Here is a 24,691-nt window from a genome sequence, read left to right on the forward strand (position 1 = left end):
TTGCGCGGCGCGGTTGCCAAGCCTTGGCGGAAGCAAGACGGAGAGGCGGCAGTTGGGACGGATCGATCGGCTGACATCGGCGGGGCTGGATCTCGGTGGACTGGACACGACCTTCGGCTTCCTGCTGCACGCTGCCTGGCGGGATGCGCTGCGGACATTCGGCGATCATTTCGCGGAGACGGGGATCACGCCGCTCACTTACTCGATCCTGCTGCTGCTCCATCGCAATCCGGGCTGTGCGCCGGGCGACTTGTCCGAGGTCATGGGCGTCACGTCCAATAACATGACGCGGCTGCTGGACGAGCTCATCGGGCGCAAGCTGGTCGAGCGATCGGTGCGTGCGACCGACCGGCGAGCGCGCACGCTGCGGCTGACCGCCGAGGGCGAGACGATGATCGCGGAGCTTCGGGCACGGCATCGGCGCTACGAGGCGGCGGTCAATGACCGCATCGGTGCCGAGCGCATCGAGCGGCTGTGCGAGATCTTGCGGTATTTCGACTGACGGGGCGGTTCCCGGCAATGCAAATCGGGATGCGCGGCCAAGCAAGAGCCGGTGTCGCCGCCGTCCTATGGGTTGATGTGAGGAGGACGTCGTGTCGAAGGAAGGCTTGATCGGGCGCCGGCAGGTGCTGCTGGGCGCGTCGCTCGGGGCGTTGCTGACGGCTACGGGCGGCGTCGGGCCGGTTCAGGCGCGTGTCCTGCCGGCGCGCACGGCGTCGGTCCTGTCTTTTCATCGGGATGAACCCTGGCTCGACAAGTCCGGTCTCGGGCGTCCGTTTCATGCGCCCGGCGGGGCGCGGGGCGGGGCTGTCCTGGCCGATTTGAGCGACGAGGCTTTGCGCCGTCTGAACTGCTTTCTGTAACCACTGGAGGACATTCAAGTGGTCGATTTCACTGCCGATCCGGCCAGGCGCGGCTTCTTCTCGCCGCAGCGCCACGATGCCGAGCTGCTGGATTGCGAAGTGCTGGGCAAGCTGCCCCCCGATCTGGAAGGAACCTTCGTGCGCCTCGGCGGCGAATGGTATTATCCGCCCTCGCGCCCGGACGACGCGCCGCTGCACAGTGACGGTTATATCAGTGCCTTCCGCTTCAAGGACGGGCGCGTCTCTTTCAAGGGGCGCTATGTCCGCACGGCTCGGTTCAAGGCGAATCTGAAGGCCGGCAGGCAGCTGTTCGGCTATTATCGCAATCGCTTCACCGACGATCCGAGCGTGCGCGATCTCGACGGGACCGTCTCCAACACGACGCCGTTCGTGCATGCCGGCAAGCTGTTCGCGCTCAAGGAGGATTCGCTCCCCCACGAGATCGATCCCGCGACGCTGGACACGATCGGTCCGTGGGATTTCCACGGCAAGTATAAGAGCCTGACCTTCTCCGCCCACCCGAAGGTCGATCCGCTGACCGGCGACATGATCGCCTATGGCAATGAGGCGACCGGGCCGGCTTCGAAGGACGTGTTCGTCTACACGATCGACAAGGCCGGGCATGTGAAGCACGAGGCGCGCTTCGAGGTGCCCTATGTTTCGGTGATGCACGACATCGCACTGACGCAGAAGCACATCATCTTCCCCTTCGCGGGCTATGTGACCAGCATGGAGCGGCTGCAGGCGGGCAAGGTCCACTGGGGTTGGGACCGGACCAAGCCGAGCTATATCGGCATTCTCCCGCGCGACGGCAGCGGCAAGGAGATACGCTGGTTCAAGGGGCCGGAGCGGTGCATGATGCACACGTTCAATGCGCAGACGATCGGCAGCAAGGTGATCCTCTATGCGCCGTTCTACGATTCCAATTTCTTCCCCTTCTTCCCCAATGTCGACGGCGCGCCCTGGGACCCGACGAAGGCCAAGGCCTATGTCCGGCGGCTGACCTTCGATCTCAATTCGAAGAAGGATAGTTGGGAGGAGGAAGTCCTGTTCCCGACGCAGATCGGCGATCTCGGGCGGATCGACCCGCGCTACCTCACGCAGGCCAACCGCTATTGCTACACCGGCTTTGCCGACCCGACGCGCCCGTTCGACGAGGCGCGCGGCGGCAATCTGCGCGGGCGGGTGACCAACAGCTATGGCCGGTTCGACCTGACGGCGAACAAGGTCGATCGCTATTTCGCGGGCGATACGCACAGCCTGCAGGAATGCTGCTTCATTCCGCGCAGCGCCAATGCGCCGGAGGGCGATGGCTATCTGATCGGCGTCGCCTCCAACTATGCCGAGATGCGCTCCGAGCTGATCATCGCGGACGCGCAGCGGCTGGAGGAGGGCGACATAGCGCGCGTTATCCTGCCGTTCCGCGCGGGGCCGCAAGTGCATGGCGTCTGGGTGCGGCCGGACGAGATACCGGCCTTTCCGAGGGCCGAGGGTATCGACGCCTGAGCTAAGGAAAACAGGGAGATAGGATGATGAGCTGGAAGGGTTTCGCATTGGGCGCGCTGGCGCTGGGCGTGTCCACGAGTGCGGGCGCCAAGGAGATTTCGCCGCAGGATTATGCGGTCGCGCGGGCCGAGATCGTCAATCTCTCGAACCGGCTGATGATCGCCTCCGACGCGCGCGATGCCGAGACCTATGCGGCAACGTTCGCGAAGGACGGCGTGCTGAACTGGATCGGGGGGATCGAGCATGGCCGCGAGGAAATCCGCGAGGCGATCGCGGAATGGCGCTCGCGCATCGCCGCGCCGCCCGCCGACGCCAAGTCGCAACCGCGCACGCGCCATTTCGTGCTCAATCATGACATCACGGTCGATGCCGACGGCAAGACCGGCAAGGGGCTGGTCTACTGGTTCGCGCTCACCAACCGCACGCCGCAGAAGGATGTGCAGCTTCTCTATTTCGGCCATGTCGTGGAATATTATGTGAAGGAAGACGGCAAGTGGCTGTTCTCCAAGCGCGAAGTGTTCAACGAGTCGCTGGAGAACCGCGCGCTGTTCTATCCCGATCTGGGCGAGAAGGATCCGCGCACGCCGTCCGGGTCGTGAGGGGCCGCTAGTCCGCCAGAGGCACGGTGTAGATCTGCTTCGCGCTGTTGAGCGGATAGATCGCCGACGAGAACTGCCCTTCGACGTAGAAAACGACGCCGCTCGAGCGCGCGATGTCGTCGCGCACTTCCTCGGCGAGCCCGTCGAAGCGCTGAAGCTCCCTGAGCTTGCCTTCGCTGATGAAGAGGGCGGTCGTCTGCGCGCAGTCCTCGCCGTTCCAGGTCACGGGCTGGTCCTGGGCGCCGACATAGCGGACGGTCGCGGTGCAGGCGGGCTTGCCGTTGACGGAGGTCGTCTCCCTCGCGACGATTGTCGGTTCGTTGCCGGCCGAGGGTTCGGGGTCGATCATGAGGGGCTCGGGCAGGGACGCGGCATTGGACGCCGGGGGGGACGCCTGCGCTTTGGCTTGTGGCGTCGGCGCCGCGCCATTGTCCGGCGCCGGAGCAGGGCGTTGCTGCTGGCAAGCGGCAAGGAGCAGCGCCAGTGCGCCCGAGAGCTGCCACCTCGTTATCTTCAACGCGACTTCCTCTGATATGGTTCAGTCCGGATCATATTCGACATGAAGATGATTATTCGTCGCGTTCATGAATGTCTCGAAGATAACGTCGTAATCCGCTCCCAGGATCCCGCGCACCTCGGTTTCGAACTGCCTGCCCACGCTCGGCTGGATGTTGTTGCCGCGAAAATCCAGCGCGCGCCATTTATAGTGCAGGGAGTCGGCCTTGTGCGTGCTGTCATTGCCCGAGGTGATGACCGGCTGCGGCAGGCCGAGCTTCTTCGCGGCGGTCGCGACGGCCACGATTGCCGGCCCCATCTTCGCATGGAGTTTCTTGAGCTTCACCGCGTTGCTCTTCACCAGCACATTGTTCTGCGCGGCGACCACATTGCCGTCGATGCTCCCGTCGGCCGCCGCCGCTGCAGGCTGAACGGCCGGCGCCGCCGAGGGCGTCGCGTCCGGCGCCGCGAACAGTTTCAGGGCGTCGGCCAGTTCGGCCGGGTAGCGATTCTCCGTGATGCTCACGAGCTGGTCGCGCTGCGCCTTGGGCAGCTTGGGATTGCTTGCCACGCGCAGGACATAGGCGGTCCGCACCTTGTACATCTGCTCGACGAGCGCCCGATCATAGCCCGCGGCGTCGCGCTCATGATCCCGGTCGCAGGCGTTGACGGCGTCGATCAGGATCGTCTTCGCGCCGCCATGCTGGACGGAGATCGACCAGACGGCCTCGCGAACGGCCGTGTGCCGCAGATCGAGGTCCAGACCCTTGGTGGCCAGCACGGCCTCGATAGAGGGCCGATAATGCGTCCGCTCGATGAACTTGTGCTGCGCGGCGCCGAAGGCCTCCTTCTCCGCACCGGCGATCACCTTCCAGACGGTGGAGAACGGACCGCCGCCCGGCTTCGTATCGCCGAACCTGGCGATCCAGGGCCTGCCTTCCGCCTTGAGGAAGGCGGTCAGCGTGCCTGCATTGCTGGAGAGCTGGTAGGTGCCGTAGGAGACGCCGCCAGGGTCACCGCTGCCGCTCGATACCGTGCCGGGGCCGCGTCCGCCGCTCTCGAACCGTTCGGACACGCTGCCGAGCTTGTCGGCGGAAGGGCGGGACGACGCTGTGTCAGCCGGCTTCACGGCGGGACTGGGCGGCTTCGGCTCTGGCTGCGCGACCGCCGCTTCGGCAAGGTCGCAGGCAAGGTCGAGAGCAGCGACCTCGGCCGGCTTGAATCCCCGGCCAAGCATGGTTCTGACGGCATCAAAAATGGGCTTCCGGTTCATGACATTCCCTCTCATGATCGACGCAGCTTCGTCCGACGGGGCGACCGGAAGAACAATCAGAGGGCAATGGCGGCCGGTTTTGTCATTGCGGTCCGATGAGTTCATCGCCGCAAGACCGCTCTGTTCGGCAAGAATAGCCGAGAATCTCCATTTCGACAATGCGTTGCGACGGATCACGGCCGCACTCCGACGAGCGATTGCCGCTGGATCAGCCGGACGACCGGTCCTCCGCTGAGGCGCGGCGAGCGTTATCGACCACATCATCCTGTTTCGGTAACAGACCATGCAAGCCAGCAAGCCCGCACGGCGCTTGTGCAGGCTGTGTTGTTTGTGTAATACAGCCGATAGGCAACAGACTTGTACAGCGTGTTCGATCCCATCACGCGCCGGATGAGGCGCCAGTCATCCGATCCGCTGGATCAGGCGGAGGGCATGCTGCCGGGCGATGCCGGCTCCGTTGCGGGCGGGCAACCTCCATATGAGGCCGCAGACGATCCGGTCCCGTCGCGGGGGCGTCGTCGGCGCTGGGTGAAGTGGGGGCTGATTGCGACTCCCATCCTGTTCCTGCTGCTGGTCGTCTATCTGGCGTTCACGGCGCCGCTCTCCAAATCGCTCCAGCCGCCGGTGCCGCCGAGCATCACCTTGCTGTCCGCTGAAAGGACACCGATTGCGCGGCGTGGCGCCACGATCGGCGAGCCGGTCGATGCGGCCAAGCTGCCCGATCATGTCGTCAATGCCTTCCTCGCCATCGAGGACCGGCGCTTCCGCACGCATTGGGGCATCGATCCGCGCGGCATCGCGCGGGCGGCCTGGAACAATCTCTGGGCCGGCGGCGTGCGGCAGGGCGGCAGCACGATCACGCAGCAGCTCGCCAAGAATGCCTTTCTGACCTCCGACCGGACGGCGACGCGCAAGATGCGCGAGGTCATCATCGCCTTCTGGCTGGAGGCGTGGCTGAGCAAGGACCAGATCCTGTCGCGCTATCTCTCGAACGTCTATTTCGGCGACAATGTCTATGGCCTGCGCGCGGCGGCGAGGCATTATTTCGACCGCGATCCGGACGATCTGAGCGTCGGGCAGGCGGCGATGCTGGCGGGGCTGGTGCAGGCGCCCTCGCGCCTCGCGCCGACGAAGAACCTCGCCGGAGCGCGCGCGCGGCAGAAGCTGGTCGTCGGCGCGATGGTCGCCGCGGGCCTGCTCGACGAGGCGCAGGCCGCGCGCGTCCGCCCGGCGCGGGTCGTCGCGCAGCGGCCGAGCAGCCTCCCCAATGGCACCTATTTCGCCGACTGGATCATGGCCGAGGCGCGGGGGGATGCGGATGGCCTCGAGCGCGAGCAGACCGTGCGCACGACGCTCGAAATGCCGGTGCAGCGCGCGGCCGAGCGTGCCGTGCGCAATGCCGGGCTGCGGCAGGCGCAGGTCGCGATCGTGGTCATGCGGCCGGACGGGCGGGTCGTCGCCATGGTCGGCGGCAAGCGCTATGCGGACAGCCCGTTCAATCGCGCGACGCAGGCGCGGCGGCAGCCGGGCTCCACCTTCAAGCTGTTCGTCTATCTCGCCGCCTTGCGCGCGGGCATGACGCCGGATTCCACGGTCGAGGACGCGCCGGTGCAGATCGGCGAATGGGCGCCGAAGAACAGCGACGGGCAGTATCGTGGCACGATCACCCTGCGCGAGGCGTTTGCGCGCTCCAGCAATGTCGCGGCGGCGCGGCTCATCCATCAGGTCGGGCCCAAGGCCGTGATCCAGGCAGCGCGCGACCTCGGCATTTCGACGCCGATCCCCGAGGAAGCGTCGATCGCGCTCGGCACCTCGACCGTCTCCCTGCTGGAGCTGACGGCCGCCTATGCCGCCGTGGCCAATGGCGATCGCGCGCCGCGCCCGCAGGGGTTGGCCGATGCTGAGGAGCCGGGCTGGCTGGCCACCTTCATGAGCAAAAGGCGCCCGCTCAGCGAAGACGAGGTCGAGGGACTGCGCGATCTGCTGGCGAGCACGGTGCGGAGCGGAACTGGACGCGGTGCCGCGCTGCCGATCGGCGCGTTCGGCAAGACCGGGACGACGCAGGACAAGCGCGATGTGCTGTTCATCGGCTATGCCGGCGGCCTCGTCGCCGGCGTGTGGGTCGGCAATGACGACAATACCCCCAATCCGGGCCTCACCAGCGCGCTCCCCGCACGGATCTGGCGCAGCTTCATGGCGCAGGCGCTCGGCGTCGCGCAGCGCGAGGCGCCGGAAGAACGGCGCGAGGCGCTTCCGGTCGATCTCGACGAGATGATCAACAGCATCGCGCCCGACGATGTCGAGTTCGACATTTCCGAGGACGGGCTCTCGGCCAGCGTGCGCGGGAGCGGGGTGCAGGTGCGGCTCGACCAGAATGGCGTCGAGGTGAGGGGCGAGGGGCAGTCGGATCGCCGCGCGCCGTCGTCATCGAACGAAGCTGAGCCGACCTCGCCCTAGCGAACGACTCTCAACCCGCCCGAGGCCGCCGCCCGCTCGCCTTTCCAGATGGCGATGGTCAGGTCGCCCGCGAGATGCGCCACCACCGATGCCGTGAGATGCTCCGCCGTCAGCCAGCGCAGCACCATCTTGTCGGCGAAGCCGAGCCGGGCATGGGCATAACGCTGCCGGAAATCGTCATGATCGTGCGGCGCGACGTCCACGATGAGGAAGATGCCGCCGGGCGCGAGGAGGCGCGCCGCTTCCGCGATCACCGCCTCGGGATGCTGCGCATAATGCAGCACCTGATGCATGATGATCGTGTCGAACGACTGGTCGTCCATGGGGAGGGCATACATGTCCGCCTGCCGCAGCCTGGCGTCGATACCGGCGCTGGCGAGCCGCTCGCGGGCGAAGCGCAGCATCTCCGGCGAGCGATCGACGCCGAGCGCGGTCTTGGCCCTGGGGGCGAGCAGTTCGAGCATATGGCCGGTGCCGGTGCCGATATCGAGCAGTCGGCCGAGCGGATGCTCTCCCAGCGCGTTCAGGATCGCGGCGTCCACCTCGGCATCGGGGACGTGGAGCGAGCGCAATTCGTGCCAGCGCGAGGCATTGCGCTCGAAGAATCGCTGCGCTTCGGCGGCGCGATCGGTGTGGATCGCCTTGAGCCGGGCCTTGTCCGCCTCGAACCAGGCGATTTCGTCGCCGGTCAGCGCCCAGCTGTCCAATAAAGCGAAGATCGGTTCGACGCGCGGCGTGGCGCCGAGGCTCAAGAAGGCGGAATTGCCTTCCTTGCGCCGCTCGACCAGCCGGGCTTCCTGCAGCACCTTGATATGCTGTGATATTCGCGGCTGGCTCTGGCCCAGTACCAGCGCGAGTTCGCCCACGGTCAGCTCGCCCGATCGCAGCAGCATGAGCATGCGCAGGCGGATGCCATCGCCGAGCGCGCGAAACATCTCTTCGGGCGGGATCGTCATGATCGCCGGCTATCGGTGCGATTACCACTTGTCAATCAATTGATGCCTATATAAAGAAATCATTATATAGTGATTTTGAAAGGATTCGCGATGAGTGTTTATCTAGTGAGATCGTGGGAAGACGGCGCGGCCGCGGCGTCGTTGGTCGGCATCTACATTGCCGCCGATGCGGACAATCTCGAGGCGCGCGTCGCGTCCGACTGCGATGTCGGGCAGTGCGAATATACAAGCGTGCCGCATGGCAGCCTCTACGGGCCGGAGCTGAGCCAGTCGCTCTATCAGGACCAGAAGGCCCCGCGCGCTGCCGAAGGCCTCAGCGATGACTGGCGCGAGCTGTTCGTCGGCGATGCACGCCCGGACTGGCATGCCTTCCGCGCTTTGGCCTGGCAGGCGCCAGCGCCGCTCCGCGCAGCGTCGTTCTGACGCCGGCGCACAGGAGGCCTTCATGCTAGCCAATCTTCACGGTCTGAAGGCCGATCCGCTGTTCGAGGCGGCAACGGGCGACATCGAGGTGTCATTCGAGTTCTTCCCGCCCAGGTCCGAGCGCGGCGCCGAGGACTTGCAGGACACGGTTGCCGCGCTGGCGCCTCTGGGGCCGCGCTTCGTCTCCGTGACCTGCGGCGCCGGGGGTTCCACACGGCACCACACGCGCGACGCCGTCGTTCGGATCGCGACCCAGACTCCGCTCGCCGCAGCCGCGCATTTGACCTGCGTCGGGGCGAGCCGGAACGAGATCGACGATCTGGCGCGCTCCTATTGGGATGCGGGTATCCGTCACATCGTTGCGTTGCGCGGCGATCCCGAAGGTCCCGGTTCGCGCTTCGAGGCGCGACCGGACGGCTATGCCGGTGCGGCGGCGCTCGTGGCCGGGCTCAAGCGCGTCGCGCCGTTCGAGGTCTCCGTCGCGGCTTATCCGGAATGCCATCCCGAGTCCCGCAATCGCGCGGCCGATCTCGACAATCTCTGGCGCAAGATCGATGCCGGGGCGAGCCGGGCGATCACCCAGTTCTTCTTCTCGGCGGACTGCTTCTTCCGTTTCCGCGATCAGGCGGCGGCGGTCGGGATCGATGCCGAGATCGTGCCGGGCATCCTGCCGATCGCCAATGTCGCGCAGACGCGGCGCTTCGCCGCCATGTGCCAGGCCAGCATTCCACCTTGGCTCGACCGGCTGCTCAACGGCCTCGACGAGCGGCCCGCCGCGCGCGACCTCGTCGCCGCGACGATTGCCACCGAACTCTGCGCGCAACTCTACGCGGGCGGCGTCCGCCAATTCCACTTCTACACGCTCAATCGCGCGGACCTTTCCTACGCGATTTGTCATTTGCTCGGTCTCAGGCCGCAGGAGGACGCCGATGCACGCAGCCGCGCAGCTTGAAGGACTGGCCGCACAGCGGATCCTGCTTCTGGACGGTGCTTATGGCACCGAGATCCAGGGGCGGGGATTGCAGGAGCGCGACTATCGCGGCGATCTCGCCTTGACGCGCGACCAGAAGGGCAATCACGACCTGCTGGCCCTGACCCGTCCGGACGTGATCGGCGACATTACCGACGCCTATCTGGCGGCGGGCGCGGACATCGTCTCGACCAATACCTTCAGCGCCAATCGCATCAGCCAGGCCGATTATGGCGCCGAAGCGCTCGTCGAACAGATCAACATCGCGGCGGCAGCCATCGCCCGGCAATGCGCCGACCGGCACGCGCAGGACGGCCGGCCCCGGTTCGTGGCCGGCGCGGTCGGGCCGACCAACAAGACCTTGTCCCTGTCACCCGACGTCAACGATCCGGGCTTTCGCGAGATCGATTTCGACACGCTGAAGGACGTGTATCGCGAGCAGATCGCGGCGCTCCTCACTGGCGGCGTCGACTTCATTCTGCTGGAGACGATCTTCGACACGCTGAACGCCAAGGCCGCGATCATGGCAACGCACGAGGCCGGTGTCGCTGCCGGCCGGGTCGTGCCGATGATGATCTCCATGACGATCACGGACCTCTCCGGCCGCAATCTCTCGGGCCACACGGTGGAGGCTTTCTGGCAGACCGTCCGGCATGCGCAGCCGCTGACGATCGGGCTCAATTGCTCGTTCGGCGCGGCGCAGCTTCGCCCGCATCTTCAGGCACTGGCATCCGGCGCGGAGAGCCTCATCATGGCCTATCCCAATGCCGGCCTGCCCAATGCGCTGGGCGAGTATGACGAGCTGCCCGAAGAGACGGCGGCGCAATTGCGCGAATGGGCCGAGGCGGGCCTGGTCAACATATTGGGCGGCTGCTGTGGCTCCTCGCCTGCGCATATCGCCGCCATTTCGCGCGCCGTCGCGGATTGCTGGCCGCGCGTCCCGGCGCGCGCGCCGCGCACGACCTATCTCGCCGGCCTCGAACCGATGGAGATCGCGCGATGAATTCGGTGCTGGCCCACCCCCTCAACGCCCCGGGGTCCGCCGAACCGCTCGCCGACATTGATGCGTTGCCCACGCTCTCTCCTCGGGCAACGTTCGTCAATGTCGGCGAGCGGACCAATGTCACCGGTTCGGCGGCCTTCAAGAAGCTGATTATGGCGAGCGACTATGGCCGCGCCGTTGAGGTCGCGCGGCAGCAGGTCGAGAATGGCGCGCAGATCATCGACATCAACATGGACGAGGGTCTGCTCGACGCGGTCGAGGCGATGACGACGTTCCTCAAGCTCATCGCCGCCGAGCCGGACATCGCCCGCGTGCCGTTCATGATCGACAGCTCCCGCTGGGAGGTGATCGAGGCAGGTCTCAAATGCGTTTCCGGCAAGCCGATCGTGAATTCGATCAGCCTGAAGGAAGGCGAGGAGAGCTTCCTCCGGCAAGCGCGGCTGTCCGCGCTCTATGGCGCCGCGATCGTCGTCATGGCGTTCGACGAGGCGGGGCAGGCGGACACGCTCGCGCGGAAGGTCGAGATTTGCGGGCGGGCCTATGATCTGCTCGTCGCCGACGGCTTCCCGGCCGAGGACATCATCTTCGACGCGAACATCTTCGCGGTCGCCACCGGGATCGACGAGCATCGCCGCTATGCGCTCGATTTCATCGAGGCCTGCCGTGCGGTCAAGGCGCGCTGCCCGCATGTCCATCTCTCGGGCGGCCTTTCGAACTTGAGCTTCTCCTTCCGCGGCAACGAGACCGTTCGCCGGGCCATGCACTCGGTGTTCCTCTACCACGCCATTCCTGCCGGGCTGGACATGGCGATCGTCAATGCGGGCCAGCTCGACATTTACGACACGATCGACCCGGAACTGCGCGAGGCCTGCGAGGATGTGATCCTCGACCGGCGCGACGATGCCACCGAGCGGCTGGTCGAATTGGCCGAGCGCTATCGCGATGCCGGGACCGCCGAGGACAAGACGCAGGCCGAATGGCGCAGCTGGCCGGTCGCCAAGCGGCTGGAGCATGCGCTGGTCAAGGGCATCGACAGCCATGTCGTCGAGGATGCCGAGGAAGCCCGGCTTCTGGCCGAGCGCCCGATCCACGTGATCGAGGGAGCGCTCATGGACGGCATGAATGTCGTCGGTGATCTCTTTGGTTCCGGGCGGATGTTTCTGCCGCAAGTGGTCAAGTCCGCGCGCGTGATGAAGAAGGCGGTGAGCCATCTCATCCCGTTCATCGAGGAAGAAAAGGAGCGCAGCGGCGCCGTCCAGGGCAAGGGCAAGATCGTCATGGCGACGGTGAAGGGCGACGTTCACGACATCGGCAAGAACATCGTCGGTGTCGTGCTCCAGTGCAACGGCTTCGAGGTGATCGACCTCGGGGTGATGGTGCCGTGGTCCGAAATCCTGCGTGTCGCGGCCGAGGAGGATGCCGACATGATCGGCCTGTCCGGGCTGATCACGCCCTCGCTCGATGAGATGGTGACGGTGGCGCAGGAAATGCAGCGGCTGAACCTGGATATTCCGCTGCTGATCGGCGGGGCGACGACCTCGCGCGTTCACACGGCGCTGCGCATCGCGCCGGCCTATGCCGGGCCGGTCCTGCATGTGCTCGATGCGAGCCGGGCGGTCGGCGTGGCCTCGACACTGGTGAGCGACACCCTTGCTCAGCCGTTCGTCGAGGAGACGGCAGCGGCCTATGCGGACATCCGCGCACAGCGGGAAGGGAAGGGGCAGAGCGCGCTCCTGCCGATCGCGGAAGCCCGCGCCAATGCACTGGTTGTCGATCCCGCGCTGAAGGCGCCGCCGCCCGCCAGGCCGGGCCTCCACCGGTTCGAGGACTGGCCGCTGGACGATCTGCGGGCTTATATCGACTGGACGCCGTTCTTCCGTGCCTGGGAGCTGGCCGGGAACTTCCCGGACATATTGAGCGACGACGTCGTCGGCCAGACGGCGCGCGATCTCTATCGCGACGCACAGGCGATGCTCGATCGCATCATCGCCGAGCAGTGGTTGTGCGCGCAGGGCGTCGCGGCCTTCTGGCCCGCCGAGCGGGACGGGGACGACGTGCTGGTCGGTGCGGCGCGCACGCGCATCCCGTTCCTGCGCCAGCAGATCGCCAAGCGCGAAGGCCGCGCCAGTTCCTGCCTCGCCGATTTCATCGCGGAGAAGGACGACTGGCTCGGCGGTTTCGCTGTCGCCATCCACGGCATCGATGTCCATCTCGCGCGCTTCAAGGCGGAGCATGACGACTATAGCGACATTCTCCTGAAGGCGCTGGCCGATCGGCTGGCCGAGGCCTTTGCCGAGCGGCTGCACCTGCATGTCCGCACCAATCTCTGGGGCTATGCGCCCGGGGAGGCGCTGGGCAATGACGACCTGATCCGCGAGCGCTATGTCGGCATCCGGCCGGCGCCGGGCTATCCGGCGTGCCCGGATCATACGCTCAAGCCGATGCTGTTCGATCTGCTGTGTGTCGCACCCGCCGGGATCCAGCTGACCGAGAGCCAGGCGATGCTGCCGACCGCCGCGGTCTCCGGCTTCTACTTCGCACACCCGCAGGCCCATTATTTCGGCGTGGCGAGGATCGGGCAGGACCAGCTTGCCGACTATGCCGCGCGGCGTGGTTTCGACCTCGAAACGGCCGAGCGCTGGCTTCGCCCCAATCTCGACTGACACCCAGTCCCAAGGAGACGAACGTGACTCTCGCCGCTGCCAGTTTCGAACAACCCTCGGCCTTGCAGTCCTTCTTCGAAGGCAGGCTGGAAGAGGTCGATCCCGTGATCGCCGAGGCCTGCCGGCTGGAAGGCCTGCGCCAGCAGGACAGGATCGAGCTGATCGCCTCGGAGAATATCGTCTCGCGCGCCGTGCTGGAGGCGCAGGGATCGATCTTCACCAACAAATATGCCGAAGGCTATCCGGGCCGGCGCTATTATGGTGGCTGCGAGTTTGCGGACCGGATCGAGCAACTCGCGATCGACCGCGCGAAGCTGCTGTTCGGCGCGCAGTTCGCCAATGTGCAGCCGCATAGCGGCAGCCAGATGAACCAGGCCGTGTTCCTCGCGCTGCTCCAGCCGGGCGACAGCTTCATGGGGCTCGATCTTGCGGCGGGTGGCCATCTGACGCACGGGTCGCCGGTCAACATGTCCGGCAAATGGTTCCGGCCGATCCCCTATGGCGTCCGCCCGGAAGATCAGCTGCTGGACATGGACGAGATCGCCCAGATCGCGCGCGTTAACCGGCCGAAGCTGATCATCGCCGGCGGCACGGCCTATTCGCGCTACTGGGATTTCGCGCGTTTCCGGGAAATTGCCGACGAGATCGGCGCCTGGCTGCTCGTCGATATGTCGCATTTCGCCGGGCTGGTCTCTGGCAGCGCGCATCCCTCGCCGATGCCGCATGCCCATGTGGTGACGACGACCACGCACAAGTCGCTGCGCGGCCCGCGCGGCGGGCTGATCCTCACCAATGACGAGGCGCTGGCGAAGAAGATCGACACGGCGATCTTCCCCGGCTTGCAGGGCGGGCCGCTCATGCATGTGATCGCGGCCAAGGCCGTGGCGCTTGGGGAAGCGCTGCGACCGGACTTCATCGGCTATGCGCATGACGTGGTCGACAATGCGCGCGCGCTGGCGGCCGCGCTTCAGGAGAACGGCCTCGACATCGTCTCGGGCGGCACGGACAATCATCTCATGCTGGTCGATCTGAGGCCCAAGCGCGCCGCGGGCAACCAGATGGAACGCGCGCTCGGCCGCGCATCGATGACCTGCAACAAGAATGCGATTCCCTTCGACACGGCACGCCCGGCGGTCACCTCCGGCATAAGGCTCGGCACGCCCGCGGGCACGACCCGCGGCTTCGGCACGGCGGAGTTCCGAGCCATCGGCGAGTGGATCGCGATCATGGCGGACGTTGTCGGGCGCTATGGCGAAATGGGCGATCATGCGACCGAGGTCGCCATTGCGAACGAGGTCAAGGCGCTGTGCGCGCGTTTCCCGACCTATCCGGCCGCGTGAGGTCGCGCACGGTCATCTGACCAGCCGATAGCCGACGCCCGGTTCGTTGCGGATGAACGAGGCGACGATGTTCTGCCCTTCGAGCTTTTTGCGGACGCCACGCGCGGCCACCCGCAGATATTCGACATCGCGCTCGTGCCCCGGACCCCAGACGTTGCGCAGCAGCTGTGCATGCGTGACCACGCGACCGGGATGCTTGGCCAGTTCTGCAAGGAAGCCGAACTCCTTGGGGGTCAGATGCACTTCCTCCCCAGCGCGGCGAACGAGACGGGCGGAGAGATCGATCTCGATGTCGCCCACCGTCACGACCGGCCGGTCCGCCTCAGCCGAGAGACGATGGCGCAGCGCCGTGCGGATGCGCGCCAGCACTTCCTCCGTGTCGAACGGCTTGGTGACATAGTCGTCGGCGCCGAGGTCGAGCGCGGCGACTTTCTGCTCTGTTGCATCCCGCGCCGAGACGACCAGCACGGCGGCGCCGCTCGACTTGATGAGCGGCACCAGCTCCAGGCCATCGCGATCGGGCAGGCCAAGGTCGAGCAGGACGGCGTCCGGCTTGTCGATCTGCACGGCGGAGAGCGTTTCACGCCCGGTCCCCGCCTCGACGACCCGATAGCCCGCGCGCGTGAGCGCGGCGCTGAGCAGGCGGCGGATGGCAGGCTCGTCATCGACAACGAGAAGCTTGGAGCCGGTCGTCATTCGTCCGCAGTGCCCTTCACCAGCCGGGTTTCCGGGAAAAGCAGCGCGAAGCGGGCGCCGCTTCGATCATGCCGGTTGGTCGCTTCCACGCCGATCTCCATCGCCTCGGCAAAGCCCTTGACGATGGCGAGGCCGAGCCCGGTGCCGCCCTTGCGGTCGGACCCCTCGATGCGGGTGAAGGTCTCGAAGATCCGCCGCTCCTCGCCGGGGGGAATGCCCGGACCTTCGTCGAGCACGCTCAGGGCCATCCCGCTGTGCTCCCGCCTCGCCGCGATCGTGATCGGCGTGTCGGCATGGCCGTATTTGGCGGCATTCTCGATAAGATTGATGAGGCAGTGGTGGAACAAATGGGGGTCCACCGCGACGAGCGGCAGGTCCGGCGAAATTTCGAGCGCCACGCGACGATCCCGCAGCGCCCGGCGCAGGTCATGCACCGCCGCCGCCACGGCTTCGGCCAGATCGACCGGCTCGATCGACAGGTGCAGCGCGCCGGTCTCGATCCGCACCATGTCCAGCAGATTGGCGACGAAGCGGTTCAGGCGCTCAGCCTCGCCGCGTGCTTCGCGCAGTTGCTCTTCCTGCTCGGGTGTCGCGGGCTGGAATTCTCCGAGCATGCCGAGAATGGTCGTGAGCGGCGTGCGCAGATCATGGCTGACCGAGGACAGCAACGCAGCCCGCAGCCGGTCGCGCTCCTTGAGCTGCGTGACGGTCGACATTTCCGCTTCCAGGCCGATGCGCTCGAGCGCGAGCGCTGCCTGATCGAGCAGGCTGAGCAGCAGCGGCAACTGGTCGGAACGGATCGGCGTGCTGGCATCGGGCTTCGCGATGCCGAAGGCGCCGAGGACATGGCCCGCCGTCGCCACCGGGTGGAACAGCCATTCCGAGGCAGTGAGCGTCTCCGAATTTCGCCCGGCCGGTTGATTGTGATCGAAGGCCCAGCGGGAGGCGGCCTGCTCGATCGCTTCCAGGCGCGTGCCGGCCGGATTGGCGGCGCGCACGACGAGTTCTCCCGCCTCCGGCATGAGGAGCACGGTATGGACGTCCAGCAGGCGCCCGACTTCGTCGCACAGCAATTGCGCCAGTTCCTCCGCCTGGCCGGTACCGGTGAGTTGCCGCGCGAAGCCGGCGAGCGAGCTGTTCTGCGCCGCGCTGCGCTGGGCGAGCAGCGCCTGTTGCCGGACTTTCGCGGCGAGATGGCTGCTCACGACCGCCACACCGAGCAGCACCAGCACGGTCAGGATATTCTCGGGGTCCTGAATGGTGAAAGTATGGGTCGGTGGGATGAAGAAGAAATTATAGGCGAGCGAGCAGACGAGGCTGGTGACGATGCCGACCCGCAGGCCATAACGCAGGGCGGCGACCATCACCGGCAACAGGAACAGCAGGCCGACATTGGCGACGCTGGCTGCGGCGAAGAGGCTGTCCCCGACCAGCGTGACCAGCGCGACCATCCCGAACGCGACGAGATAGTCGGTCGGACGCCCCCAGCGGTCCGGCGCGGGGCGTCGCGCGGCGCGGGCGGGAGAATCGCCCGGCGCCATCGGCAGCACGTGGACAGTCATGTCCGGCGTCTCACGCACGAGGCGGTCGACGATCGAGCCGTGCAGCAGCTCGAACCAGCGCGAGCGCACGGACTTGCCGACGATGAGCTGCGTTGCGCGCGCTTCGGTCGTGAAGCGCTTGAGGCCCTCGACCACATTCTCGCCCGGCACGGTCGCGACGTCGCCGCCAAGCTGGCTCGCCAGATGCAGCGTGGCGGCGAGCCGTGCATTGTCGGCATCCGAGAAGCGGCTTGTGCGCGGCGTCTCGATATGGACGGCGGTCCACGGGCCGCGCAGCGCGTCGGCAATGCGCTTGGCGGCGCGGACCAGCTCGGCCGCAGCCGGCTGCTCGCTCACCGCGACCACGACGCGCTCGCCCGCCGCCCAGGTTCCGGCGAGGGCATGCGCGCGCAGATAATCGAGCATTTCCGCATCGACGGCTTGCGCGGCACGGCGCAGCGCCAGTTCGCGCAGGGCAGTGAGGTTCGACTTGGAGAAGAAGCTGCCGAGCGCCCGCGTCGCTTCCTCGGGCACATAGACCTTGCCCTGCTTCAGCCGCTCGATCAACTCATCGGGCGGGATGTCGATGAGCTCGATATCGGCATTCTCGATCACCCGGTCCGGCAGCGTCTCGCGCACCCGCACCTTGGTGAAGCTCGCCACGACATCGTTGACGCTCTCGAGATGCTGGACGTTGACGGTCGAATAGACGTCGATCCCGGCGGCCAGCAGCTCCTCGACATCCTGATAGCGCTTGTCGTGACGGCTGCCTGGCGCATTGGTGTGCGCCAGCTCATCGACCAGCACGAGCGCCGGATGCCGGGCTAGAATGGCATCGATGTCCATCTCCAGCAGCGTGCGCCCCTGATATTCGACGTCGCTGCGCGGAATGATCTCGAAGCCATCGACCAAAGCAGCGGTCTCGGCGCGGCCATGCGTTTCGACGACGCCGATCACGACATCGTCGCCTTCGCGCCGCCGGACCGTGCCTTCGGTCAGCATCTCATAGGTCTTGCCGACGCCGGGCGCGGCACCGAGGAAGACCTTCAAACGACCACGGCCCTCCTGCGCGGCTTCGCGCAGAAGAGCCTCCGGGCTCGGCCGACCGTCGAGAGGCGAGTCGTGGTTCACTTGGGCGTGTTTGCGCCCTTGGCGTCGAGCCTGTCGAGAGCGCGGTTGAGCATCAGCACATTGACGCGCGGCTCGCCGAGGAAGGCGAGGAGCGGCGTTTCGACATGCTCGGAGACCAGCTTGCGCAACACGCCTTCATCAAGCCCGCGCGCCTTCGTCACGCGAGCAACCTGAAACAAGGCCGCCTCGGGGCTGATATGGGGGTCGAGCCCCGAGGCGGAAGTCGTCACCAGATCGGCAGGAGGAACGATAACGTCTGGCGAGGTTCGCAAGGTGGCGATGTCGGCCTGCATGCGGTCGTGCAGCGCCTGGCTGGTCGGGCCGAGATTGGAGCCGTAGCTGTTGTTCGCTTCATAGCCCGCGCCGGCGGCCGACGGGCGCGGATGGAAATAGCGCTCGCCGGTGAAGCCCTGCGCGATCAGCTCTGAGCCAATGACGCGGCCGTTTTCGGTGATGAGGCTGCCATTGGCCTGATGCGGGAAGGCGAGCTGGCCGATGCCGGTGATCGCGGCGGGATAGGCAAGGCCCAGCAGCAGCGCGAACAGGATCGTCAGCACGACGGCGGGACGGATGGCGGAAGTGAAGTCCTTGAGCATGAGATTGCTCCTCAAACGAGATTGAGACCGGAGACGGCGATGTCGATCAGCTTGATGCCGACGAACGGCGCGACGAGACCGCCGAGGCCGTAGATCGCGAGATTGCGCGCCAGCAGCGGTCCGGCACCGATTGCGCGAAACCGGACCCCTTTGAGAGCCAGCGGGACGAGGCAGGGGATGATCAGCGCGTTGAAGATGATCGCCGAGAGTATCGCGCTGTTCGGCGAAGCAAGACCCATGACGTTGAGTACGCCGAGGCCCGGATAGAGCACGATGAACATCGCCGGGATGATCGCGAAATATTTGGCGACATCGTTGGCGACCGAGAAGGTCGTGAGCGCGCCGCGCGTCATCAACAATTGCTTGCCGAGGCCCACAATCTCGATGAGCTTGGTCGGGTCGCTGTCGAGATCGACCATATTGCCTGCCTCGCGCGCGGCCTGCGTGCCGGTGTTCATGGCGACGCCGACATCGGCCTGGGCAAGGGCGGGGGCATCGTTGGTCCCGTCGCCGCACATGGCGACGAGGCGCCCGCCGGCTTGCTCCTTGCGGATGAGAGCCAGCTTGTCCTCCGGCGTCGCTTCGGCAAGGAAATCGTCCACGCCCGCCTCGGCCGCGATGGCGGCGGCTGTCAGCGGATTGTCGCCGGTGATCATCACCGTGCGAATGCCCATGCGGCGCAGCTCGGCGAAGCGGTCGCGCACGCCGGCCTTGATCACGTCCTTGAGCGCGATGGCGCCGAGCAGCTTGCCGTTCTCGGCCACGGCGAGCGGCGTCATGCCGGCGCGGGCAATCGTCTCGGTCGTGCGGCGCAGCTCGTTCGCGGCGGCGGTTTCGCCAAGTCCCGGATTGGCGCGCAAGATCGCATCGACCGCGCCTTTCTGGATGATGCGGCCGTTCAGCTTGATGCCGGAAATGCGGGTCTGCGCCGTGAAGGGAACGATCTCCGCATCGGCAGGCAAGGCTTGCGCGGCAATGCCGTGCTTTTCGCGCGCGAGCACCAGCACCGAGCGGCCTTCCGGCGTCTCGTCGGCAAGGCTGGCGAGCATCGCGGCTTGCGCCAGCGCATCGGTGGTGACGCCGGAGATCGCGTGCAGTTCGCTCGCCTGCCGGTCGCCGATCGTGATCGTGCCGGTCTTGTCGAGTAGCAGCACGTCGACATCGCCCGCAGCCTCGACCGCGCGGCCGGACTTGGCGAGCACGTTGAAACGCACCAGCCGGTCCATGCCCGCAATGCCGATGGCGGAAAGCAGGGCGGCGATCGTGGTCGGGATCAAGGTGATCAGCAGCGCCGCCAGCACCGCGACCGGAATGCTGCCGCCCGCATAGCTGGCGAAACCGGGGATCGTGGCGACGGCGATCAGGAAGATGATCGTCAGGCCCACGAGCAGGATCGTGAGCGCGATCTCGTTCGGCGTCTTCTGCCGCTCGGCGCCTTCGACCAGCGCGATCATGCGATCGAGGAAACCCTTGCCCGGCTCCTGCGTGACGCGGACCTTGATGCTGTCCGAGATGACGCGCGTCCCCGCTGTCACGGCCGAGCGGTCGCCGCCCGCCTCGCGGATGACGGGCGCGCTCTCGCCCGTGATCGCGGCCTCGTTGACCGAGGCGACGCCTTCGATCACTTCGCCGTCGGCCGGAATGAGATCATTGGTCTCGACGACAACGACATCGCCGCGCTGAAGCCGCGAGGCGGCGACGGTGCGCCCGTCGGGCAGCTTGGCCGTCAGCTCGGACTTGGTCGCGCGGAGCGACGCCGCCTGGGCCCTGCCGCGCCCCTCGGCGAGGGCCTCGGCAAAGGTGCCGAACAGCACCGTCAGCCACATCCAGACAATCAGCTGGAGCTGGAAGCCCGCCGAGAGATCGGTGCCGCCCATCGGGAGCAGGACGGTCAGCAGCAAAGCGACCACCGCCGTCGTGAACAGCACCGGATTGCGGATCAGTTCGCGCGGATCGAGCTTGCGCACGGCGTCGGCCATGGCGGGCGCGACCAGCTTGGCCGAGAAGATGGAGGAGGGGGTTGTCATGATGTCATGTCCTCAGAAAAGCTGGCCGTTGATCATCGCGATGTGATCGGCGATCGGGCCGAGCGCGAGGCCCGGGAGGAAAGTGAGGCCGCCGACGATCAGGATGATCGCGACCAGCAGGCCGATCCACAGCGGGCCAGTGGTCGGGAAGGAACCCGCCGTTTCCGGCGTGTACTTCTTCGCGGCCAGGCTGCCGGCGATCGCCAGCACGGGCACGATGATGAAGAAGCGGCCGATCCACATCGAGATGGCGAGCAGCGCGTTGTAATAAGGCGTGCCCGAGGTGATGCCGGCAAAGGCCGAGCCGTTGTTCCCCGTCGCCGAGCTATAGGCGTAGAGGATCTCGGTGAAGCCATGAGGCCCCTTGTTGAGCGGCCCGGCGAGGCCCTGTGGTAGCACGGACGAGAGCGCCGTGAAGCCGAGGATGCAGAGCGGCAGGACCGCGATGGCGAGGACGGCCAGCTTCACTTCCTTTGCCTCGATCTTCTTGCCGACATATTCCGGCGTGCGCCCGACCATCAGGCCGGCAACGAACACCGCGAGCAGTGCGAACAGCAGGAAGCCGTAGATGCCAGCACCGACACCGCCCACGACGATCTCGCCGAGCTGGATGTTGAACAGCGGGATCATGCCGCCCAACGCCGTGAAGCTGTCGTGCATCGCATTGACCGCGCCGCACGAGGCCGCCGTCGTGATGACCGCGAAGAGCGCGCTGGCGGCAAGGCCAAAACGGACTTCCTTGCCTTCCATATTGCCGCCGGCAAAGCCGAGGCCGTGCATCATCGGCGTGCCGGCCGCCTCCTGCCAATAGAGGATGCCGACGCCGGCGAGGAACAGGATCATCATCGCGGCGAGGATCGCCCAGCCCTGGCGTGTGTTGCCGACGGCCTTGCCGAAGCACCAGGTGAGACCCACACCGATCGAGAAGATCGAGAGCATCTGCACCAGATTGGTGAGGGCCGTCGGGTTCTCGAAGGGATGCGCGCTGTTGGCGTTGAAGAAGCCGCCGCCATTGGTGCCGAGCATCTTGATCGCTTCCTGGCTGGCGACCGGGCCGACCACGATGCTCTGCTTGACGCCTTCGATCGTCGTCGCGTCGACCATGCTCGCGAAGGTCTGCGGCACGCCGCTGGCGATCAGGAAGACCGCATAGACGATGCACAGAGGCAGCAGCAGATAGAGCGTCACCCGCGTGATATCCGCCCAGAAATTGCCGAGGCCGCTCACCTGCCGCCGGGCGAAGCCGCGGAACAGGGCGAAGGCGATGGCGATGCCGGTCGCCGCCGACAGGAAATTATGGATGGTGAGCCCCAGCATCTGGCTGAGGTTCGACATCGCCGCCTCGCCCGAATACCATTGCCAGTTGGTGTTGGTGGTGAAGCTGATCGCGGTGTTCATCGCGCCGTCCGGGCCGATGCCGGGTAGGTCGCGCGGGTTCATCGGCAGCACGCCTTGCAGGCGCAGGATCGCATAGGTGAAGAGCAATGTGACGAGCTGGAACAGCAGCATGTGGACGGCATAGGTGCGCCAGCTCTGCTCGGCCTGCGGATCGATGCCCGCCAGCCTGTAGAAACCGCGCTCGACCGGGCCGAGTACCGCATGAAGCGGTGTGCTTCGTCCTTCGTAGAGGGCGAAGAGCCACAGGCCCATCGGCTTGGCGAGCGCGATGATGATGGCGGTGAAAAGGAGGATGAGAACCCATCCCTGAACGGTCATGAACCGGCTCCTTTCAGAAACGCTCGGGCCGGATCAACACGGCCACGAGATAGAGGAGGAGGCCAAGCGCCACGGCGCCGGCGAGGACGAATTGCGCGGTCATGGCAGCGGACTCAGGCGTCGCCGCACAGGCGTGCATAAGCGAGCGTCAGCGCGAACAGCCCGGCGAGAACGCCGAGCCAGAGAAGATCGGTCATGCCTTCTGTCCCTGTGATTGTTGAGCGTGTGATTGGGAAAAGCGCGCGGCGCGGTCCGGCACGTCGATCAGCCGGAAGAGGCCCTGACCGACAGTCAGCAGAGCGCCGCCCATACTCCAGCACAGGAATGTGCCGGCCGCCTCGGCGGTTTCGAGAGCAAGCGACAGTTCCGATGACGGACGTTGCACCGCAGCATGAAGCCAGATCGCACTGAGTGCGCAGAGGCCGAGCAGCGCGAGTCCGATGGCGCGCAGCACAATCTCCGCCGCCCACCATCTGTCTCCGGTTTCCAGTCTGGCCATGATTTTGCCCATCGCCTTCCATTCCGTGCGGGATTGCGCCGGCGATGTGGGCGCGGAGGCGATTAAGCTTCCACGGGGAATTTGGCCGGCGGCATAAAATTTCCGTAAAGGTCGAGGCCGCGCGGGCGGGGCAATATGACCGAGGTCACATGCATCTTTGCCGGGCGCGACAAAGGGCGCCGGGGCAACCGCGAATAAAGAATGATTGGCTGGTGACCCCTACGGGAATCGAACCCGTGTTTCAGCCGTGAAAGGGCCGCGTCCTAACCGCTAGACGAAGGGGCCATGTGACCGGGACATCGGCCCGGCGACAGGTTCGGGGCCTATGCCGTGGGATGCCCGGCTAGGCAAGCCAAAAAAAATCGGCTCGCAACGTGGTCGGGGCGGCGTTCGGGCGAGCGTGCCGAATAGTCCGCCTGATTGCGAACTGAACCGCTCCGGGTCTTCCGGAGGCTATTTGGTTTACGTTACGCAGCCAAGGAGACGTCGTCCAGCATGGCATAATATTGTTCTTCGGCTTCAGCGGGTGGGATATTGCCGATGGGCGCCAGCAGGCGTCGGTTGTTAAACCAGTCTACCCATTCGAGCGTGGCATAGTCCACGGCCTTGAAGGATCGCCACGGTCCCCTGCGGTGGATCACCTCGGCCTTGTAAAGGCCATTGATGGTCTCACCCAAAGCATTGTCATAGCTGTCGCCAACACTGCCAACCGATGGCTCGATCCCGGCTTTGGCAAGCCGCTCCGAGTATCGGATGGAGACATATTGTGAACCGCGGTGACTGTGGTGGACGAGACCGCCGCGGTGGACAGGGCGGCGCTCATGTATAGCCTGCTCCAGCGCGTCCAGCCCGAAGCTGGCATGCGCAGTCCTGCTGACCCGCCAGCCCACGATATAGCGGGCGTAGACGTCGATCACAAAGGCTACGTAAACGAAGCCCGCCCACGTCGCGACACAGGTGGAGTCAAACACCCAAAGCATGCTCGGCGCGCGATGATGTCTTTGCCTATCGCAGCGGCTATGAGGATGCCGATCGATACCAGATCGAAGTTGCGTTCCGGGCAGGCGAATGTCGCGCGATCATTTCGACGTCAGCGCTCAAACTCGGGATAGTTCGGCACGACCGGCGCGCTCCTTCAGATCGACGCCCCATGGTTTGCCGGCACGGGCCAAATCGCCCATAATAATCGCGTAACCGGTGTTTTCAGACCACGGTCCAAGGCATGAGTTCGCCGACGGCATTGGCAGGATGGCCCGCGGCCAGTTTAGTGAGGGTTTCGGTCAGCCATGTGTGCGGGTTGATGCCGGAAAGCTTGCAGTTTTCGATGAGCGTGGCGATCACGGCCCAGTTGTCACCGCCTTCGTCGGAGCCGGCGAACAGGGCGTTCTTGCGGTTGAGAGCGAGCGGCCGGATCGCGCGTTCGACGGTGTTGGTGTCAAGCTCGATGCGCCCATCGTCGAGGAAGCGGACGAGTCCGTCCCAGCGGCTGACCGCGTAGCGTATCGCTTCGGCGAGCTTGCTCTTGGCGCTGAGCTGGCGAAGCCGGGCATCGAGATAGACCTTGAGGTCGTCGACGAGGATCCGGCTGTGCTCGTCGCGCACAGCGCGGCGCTGCTCGGCCGATGAGCCGCGCACCTGGTCCTCGACTTCATACAACTTGGCGATGCGCTTCAGGATCTCGGTCGCGACCGGCGACTTCTCGGCAAGATCGTAGAACTTGCGCCGGACGTGCGACCAGCAGAAGGCGAGGCTGACCTGCTGGCGCCGCTTGGCGAGAGCGGCGTAGCCGCCATAGCCATCGACCTGCAGGATGCCCGCGAAATCCCCGAGATGAGCCTCGGGCCGTTCGGCCTTGCGGTCCGCGGCGTAGACGTAGGCCACCATCGGCGGGTCACTGCCGCCCCAGGGTCGATCGTCGCGGGCATAGGCCCACAGCT

General features: G+C 66.0%; 21 protein-coding genes, 1 tRNA gene and 1 pseudogene. 10 read left to right on the forward strand and 13 right to left on the reverse strand.

What is annotated here, in order from left to right; genetic code table 11:
- Positions 1-52 precede the first annotated feature (52 nt).
- From KM135_RS18185 to KM135_RS18200, 4 genes are all read left to right on the forward strand, one after another.
- Positions 53-502 carry a MarR family winged helix-turn-helix transcriptional regulator gene (locus KM135_RS18185; protein WP_221715493.1) on the forward strand — a complete coding sequence of 150 codons (450 nt, stop codon included), beginning with the start codon at positions 53-55 and terminating at the stop codon, positions 500-502.
- Positions 503-593: 91 nt separating this feature from the next.
- Entirely contained in the window at positions 594-863 is a 270-nt protein-coding gene (locus tag KM135_RS18190) for a hypothetical protein (protein WP_221715494.1), read from the forward strand.
- Between the two features lie 18 nt (positions 864-881).
- Positions 882-2,369, forward strand: a complete 1,488-nt coding sequence (locus KM135_RS18195; protein WP_221715495.1) for a carotenoid oxygenase family protein — start codon at positions 882-884, stop codon at positions 2,367-2,369.
- Between the two features lie 23 nt (positions 2,370-2,392).
- The gene (locus KM135_RS18200; RefSeq protein WP_221715496.1) at positions 2,393-2,968 is read left to right on the forward strand and encodes a nuclear transport factor 2 family protein; all 576 of its coding nucleotides are present in this window, start codon (positions 2,393-2,395) and stop codon (positions 2,966-2,968) included.
- 7 nt (positions 2,969-2,975) lie between these two features.
- On the opposite strand, the gene KM135_RS18205 is transcribed toward KM135_RS18200, so the two are convergent.
- Together KM135_RS18205 and KM135_RS18210 are read right to left on the reverse strand one after the other, a co-directional pair.
- Positions 2,976-3,485 (reverse strand): hypothetical protein, encoded by a 510-nt coding sequence (locus tag KM135_RS18205; protein ID WP_221715497.1) that lies wholly within the window; start codon positions 3,483-3,485, stop codon positions 2,976-2,978.
- Between the two features lie 21 nt (positions 3,486-3,506).
- The gene (locus KM135_RS18210; RefSeq protein ID WP_221715498.1) at positions 3,507-4,700 is read right to left on the reverse strand and encodes a VgrG-related protein; all 1,194 of its coding nucleotides are present in this window, start codon (positions 4,698-4,700) and stop codon (positions 3,507-3,509) included.
- A 426-nt stretch (positions 4,701-5,126) separates the two neighbouring features.
- Here KM135_RS18210 and KM135_RS18215 point away from each other — a divergent pair, with 426 nt between their 5' ends.
- The gene (locus tag KM135_RS18215) at positions 5,127-7,193 is read left to right on the forward strand and encodes a transglycosylase domain-containing protein (RefSeq protein WP_221715499.1); all 2,067 of its coding nucleotides are present in this window, start codon (positions 5,127-5,129) and stop codon (positions 7,191-7,193) included.
- Here the strand turns inward: KM135_RS18215 and KM135_RS18220 are convergent.
- The gene (locus KM135_RS18220) at positions 7,190-8,149 is read right to left on the reverse strand and encodes an ArsR/SmtB family transcription factor (protein ID WP_221715500.1); all 960 of its coding nucleotides are present in this window, start codon (positions 8,147-8,149) and stop codon (positions 7,190-7,192) included. The genes KM135_RS18215 and KM135_RS18220 overlap by 4 nt on opposite strands.
- A 90-nt stretch (positions 8,150-8,239) precedes the next feature.
- Here KM135_RS18220 and KM135_RS18225 point away from each other — a divergent pair, with 90 nt between their 5' ends.
- The 5 genes from KM135_RS18225 (at position 8,240) to glyA (ending at position 14,548) form a co-directional block, all read left to right on the forward strand.
- Positions 8,240-8,572: a hypothetical protein gene (locus KM135_RS18225; protein WP_221715501.1), complete on the forward strand. Its 333-nt coding sequence runs from the start codon at positions 8,240-8,242 to the stop codon at positions 8,570-8,572.
- Between the two features lie 22 nt (positions 8,573-8,594).
- Positions 8,595-9,524 (forward strand): methylenetetrahydrofolate reductase [NAD(P)H], encoded by a 930-nt coding sequence (metF, locus tag KM135_RS18230; RefSeq protein ID WP_221715502.1) that lies wholly within the window; start codon positions 8,595-8,597, stop codon positions 9,522-9,524.
- A complete protein-coding gene (locus tag KM135_RS18235) occupies positions 9,502-10,545 on the forward strand; it encodes a homocysteine S-methyltransferase family protein (protein WP_221715503.1) in 1,044 nt (347 codons plus the stop codon). The genes metF and KM135_RS18235 overlap by 23 nt, the downstream gene beginning before the upstream one ends.
- Positions 10,542-13,208 carry a methionine synthase gene (metH, locus tag KM135_RS18240; protein WP_221715504.1) on the forward strand — a complete coding sequence of 889 codons (2,667 nt, stop codon included), beginning with the start codon at positions 10,542-10,544 and terminating at the stop codon, positions 13,206-13,208. Before KM135_RS18235 ends, metH begins: the two co-directional genes overlap by 4 nt.
- A gap of 62 nt (positions 13,209-13,270) precedes the next feature.
- Positions 13,271-14,548, forward strand: coding sequence for a serine hydroxymethyltransferase (gene glyA, locus KM135_RS18245; RefSeq protein ID WP_425517092.1), 1,278 nt, complete (start codon positions 13,271-13,273; stop codon positions 14,546-14,548).
- Positions 14,549-14,560: 12 nt separating this feature from the next.
- Here glyA and KM135_RS18250 read toward each other — a convergent pair whose 3' ends face one another.
- The 10 genes and pseudogenes from KM135_RS18250 to tnpC form a co-directional block, all read right to left on the reverse strand.
- A complete protein-coding gene (locus tag KM135_RS18250; RefSeq protein ID WP_221715505.1) occupies positions 14,561-15,244 on the reverse strand; it encodes a response regulator transcription factor in 684 nt (227 codons plus the stop codon).
- Positions 15,241-17,916 carry a sensor histidine kinase gene (locus KM135_RS18255; protein ID WP_221715506.1) on the reverse strand — a complete coding sequence of 892 codons (2,676 nt, stop codon included), beginning with the start codon at positions 17,914-17,916 and terminating at the stop codon, positions 15,241-15,243. The genes KM135_RS18250 and KM135_RS18255 overlap by 4 nt, the downstream gene beginning before the upstream one ends.
- Complete coding sequence (kdpC, locus tag KM135_RS18260; RefSeq protein WP_221715507.1) at positions 17,913-18,512, reverse strand: potassium-transporting ATPase subunit KdpC; 600 nt, start codon at positions 18,510-18,512, stop codon at positions 17,913-17,915. Before kdpC ends, KM135_RS18255 begins: the two co-directional genes overlap by 4 nt.
- A gap of 11 nt (positions 18,513-18,523) precedes the next feature.
- The gene (gene kdpB, locus KM135_RS18265) at positions 18,524-20,539 is read right to left on the reverse strand and encodes a potassium-transporting ATPase subunit KdpB (protein ID WP_221715508.1); all 2,016 of its coding nucleotides are present in this window, start codon (positions 20,537-20,539) and stop codon (positions 18,524-18,526) included.
- 12 nt (positions 20,540-20,551) lie between these two features.
- The gene (kdpA, locus tag KM135_RS18270) at positions 20,552-22,255 is read right to left on the reverse strand and encodes a potassium-transporting ATPase subunit KdpA (RefSeq protein WP_221715509.1); all 1,704 of its coding nucleotides are present in this window, start codon (positions 22,253-22,255) and stop codon (positions 20,552-20,554) included.
- A 13-nt stretch (positions 22,256-22,268) separates the two neighbouring features.
- Entirely contained in the window at positions 22,269-22,358 is a 90-nt protein-coding gene (kdpF, locus tag KM135_RS18275) for a K(+)-transporting ATPase subunit F (protein WP_221715510.1), read from the reverse strand.
- 90 nt (positions 22,359-22,448) lie between these two features.
- Positions 22,449-22,766, reverse strand: a complete 318-nt coding sequence (locus KM135_RS18280) for a hypothetical protein (protein ID WP_221715511.1) — start codon at positions 22,764-22,766, stop codon at positions 22,449-22,451.
- A gap of 198 nt (positions 22,767-22,964) precedes the next feature.
- Positions 22,965-23,039 (reverse strand) — tRNA-Glu (locus tag KM135_RS18285).
- 182 nt (positions 23,040-23,221) lie between these two features.
- Positions 23,222-23,779: pseudogene (locus KM135_RS18290) on the reverse strand (IS3 family transposase); the annotation flags it as partial.
- A gap of 178 nt (positions 23,780-23,957) precedes the next feature.
- Positions 23,958-24,691, reverse strand: a 734-nt coding sequence (gene tnpC / locus KM135_RS18295; protein ID WP_221715512.1) for an IS66 family transposase, incomplete at its 5' end; no start/stop codon positions are given.

The organism is Sphingobium xanthum, from assembly GCF_019737615.1.
Taxonomy (GTDB): domain Bacteria; phylum Pseudomonadota; class Alphaproteobacteria; order Sphingomonadales; family Sphingomonadaceae; genus Sphingobium; species Sphingobium xanthum.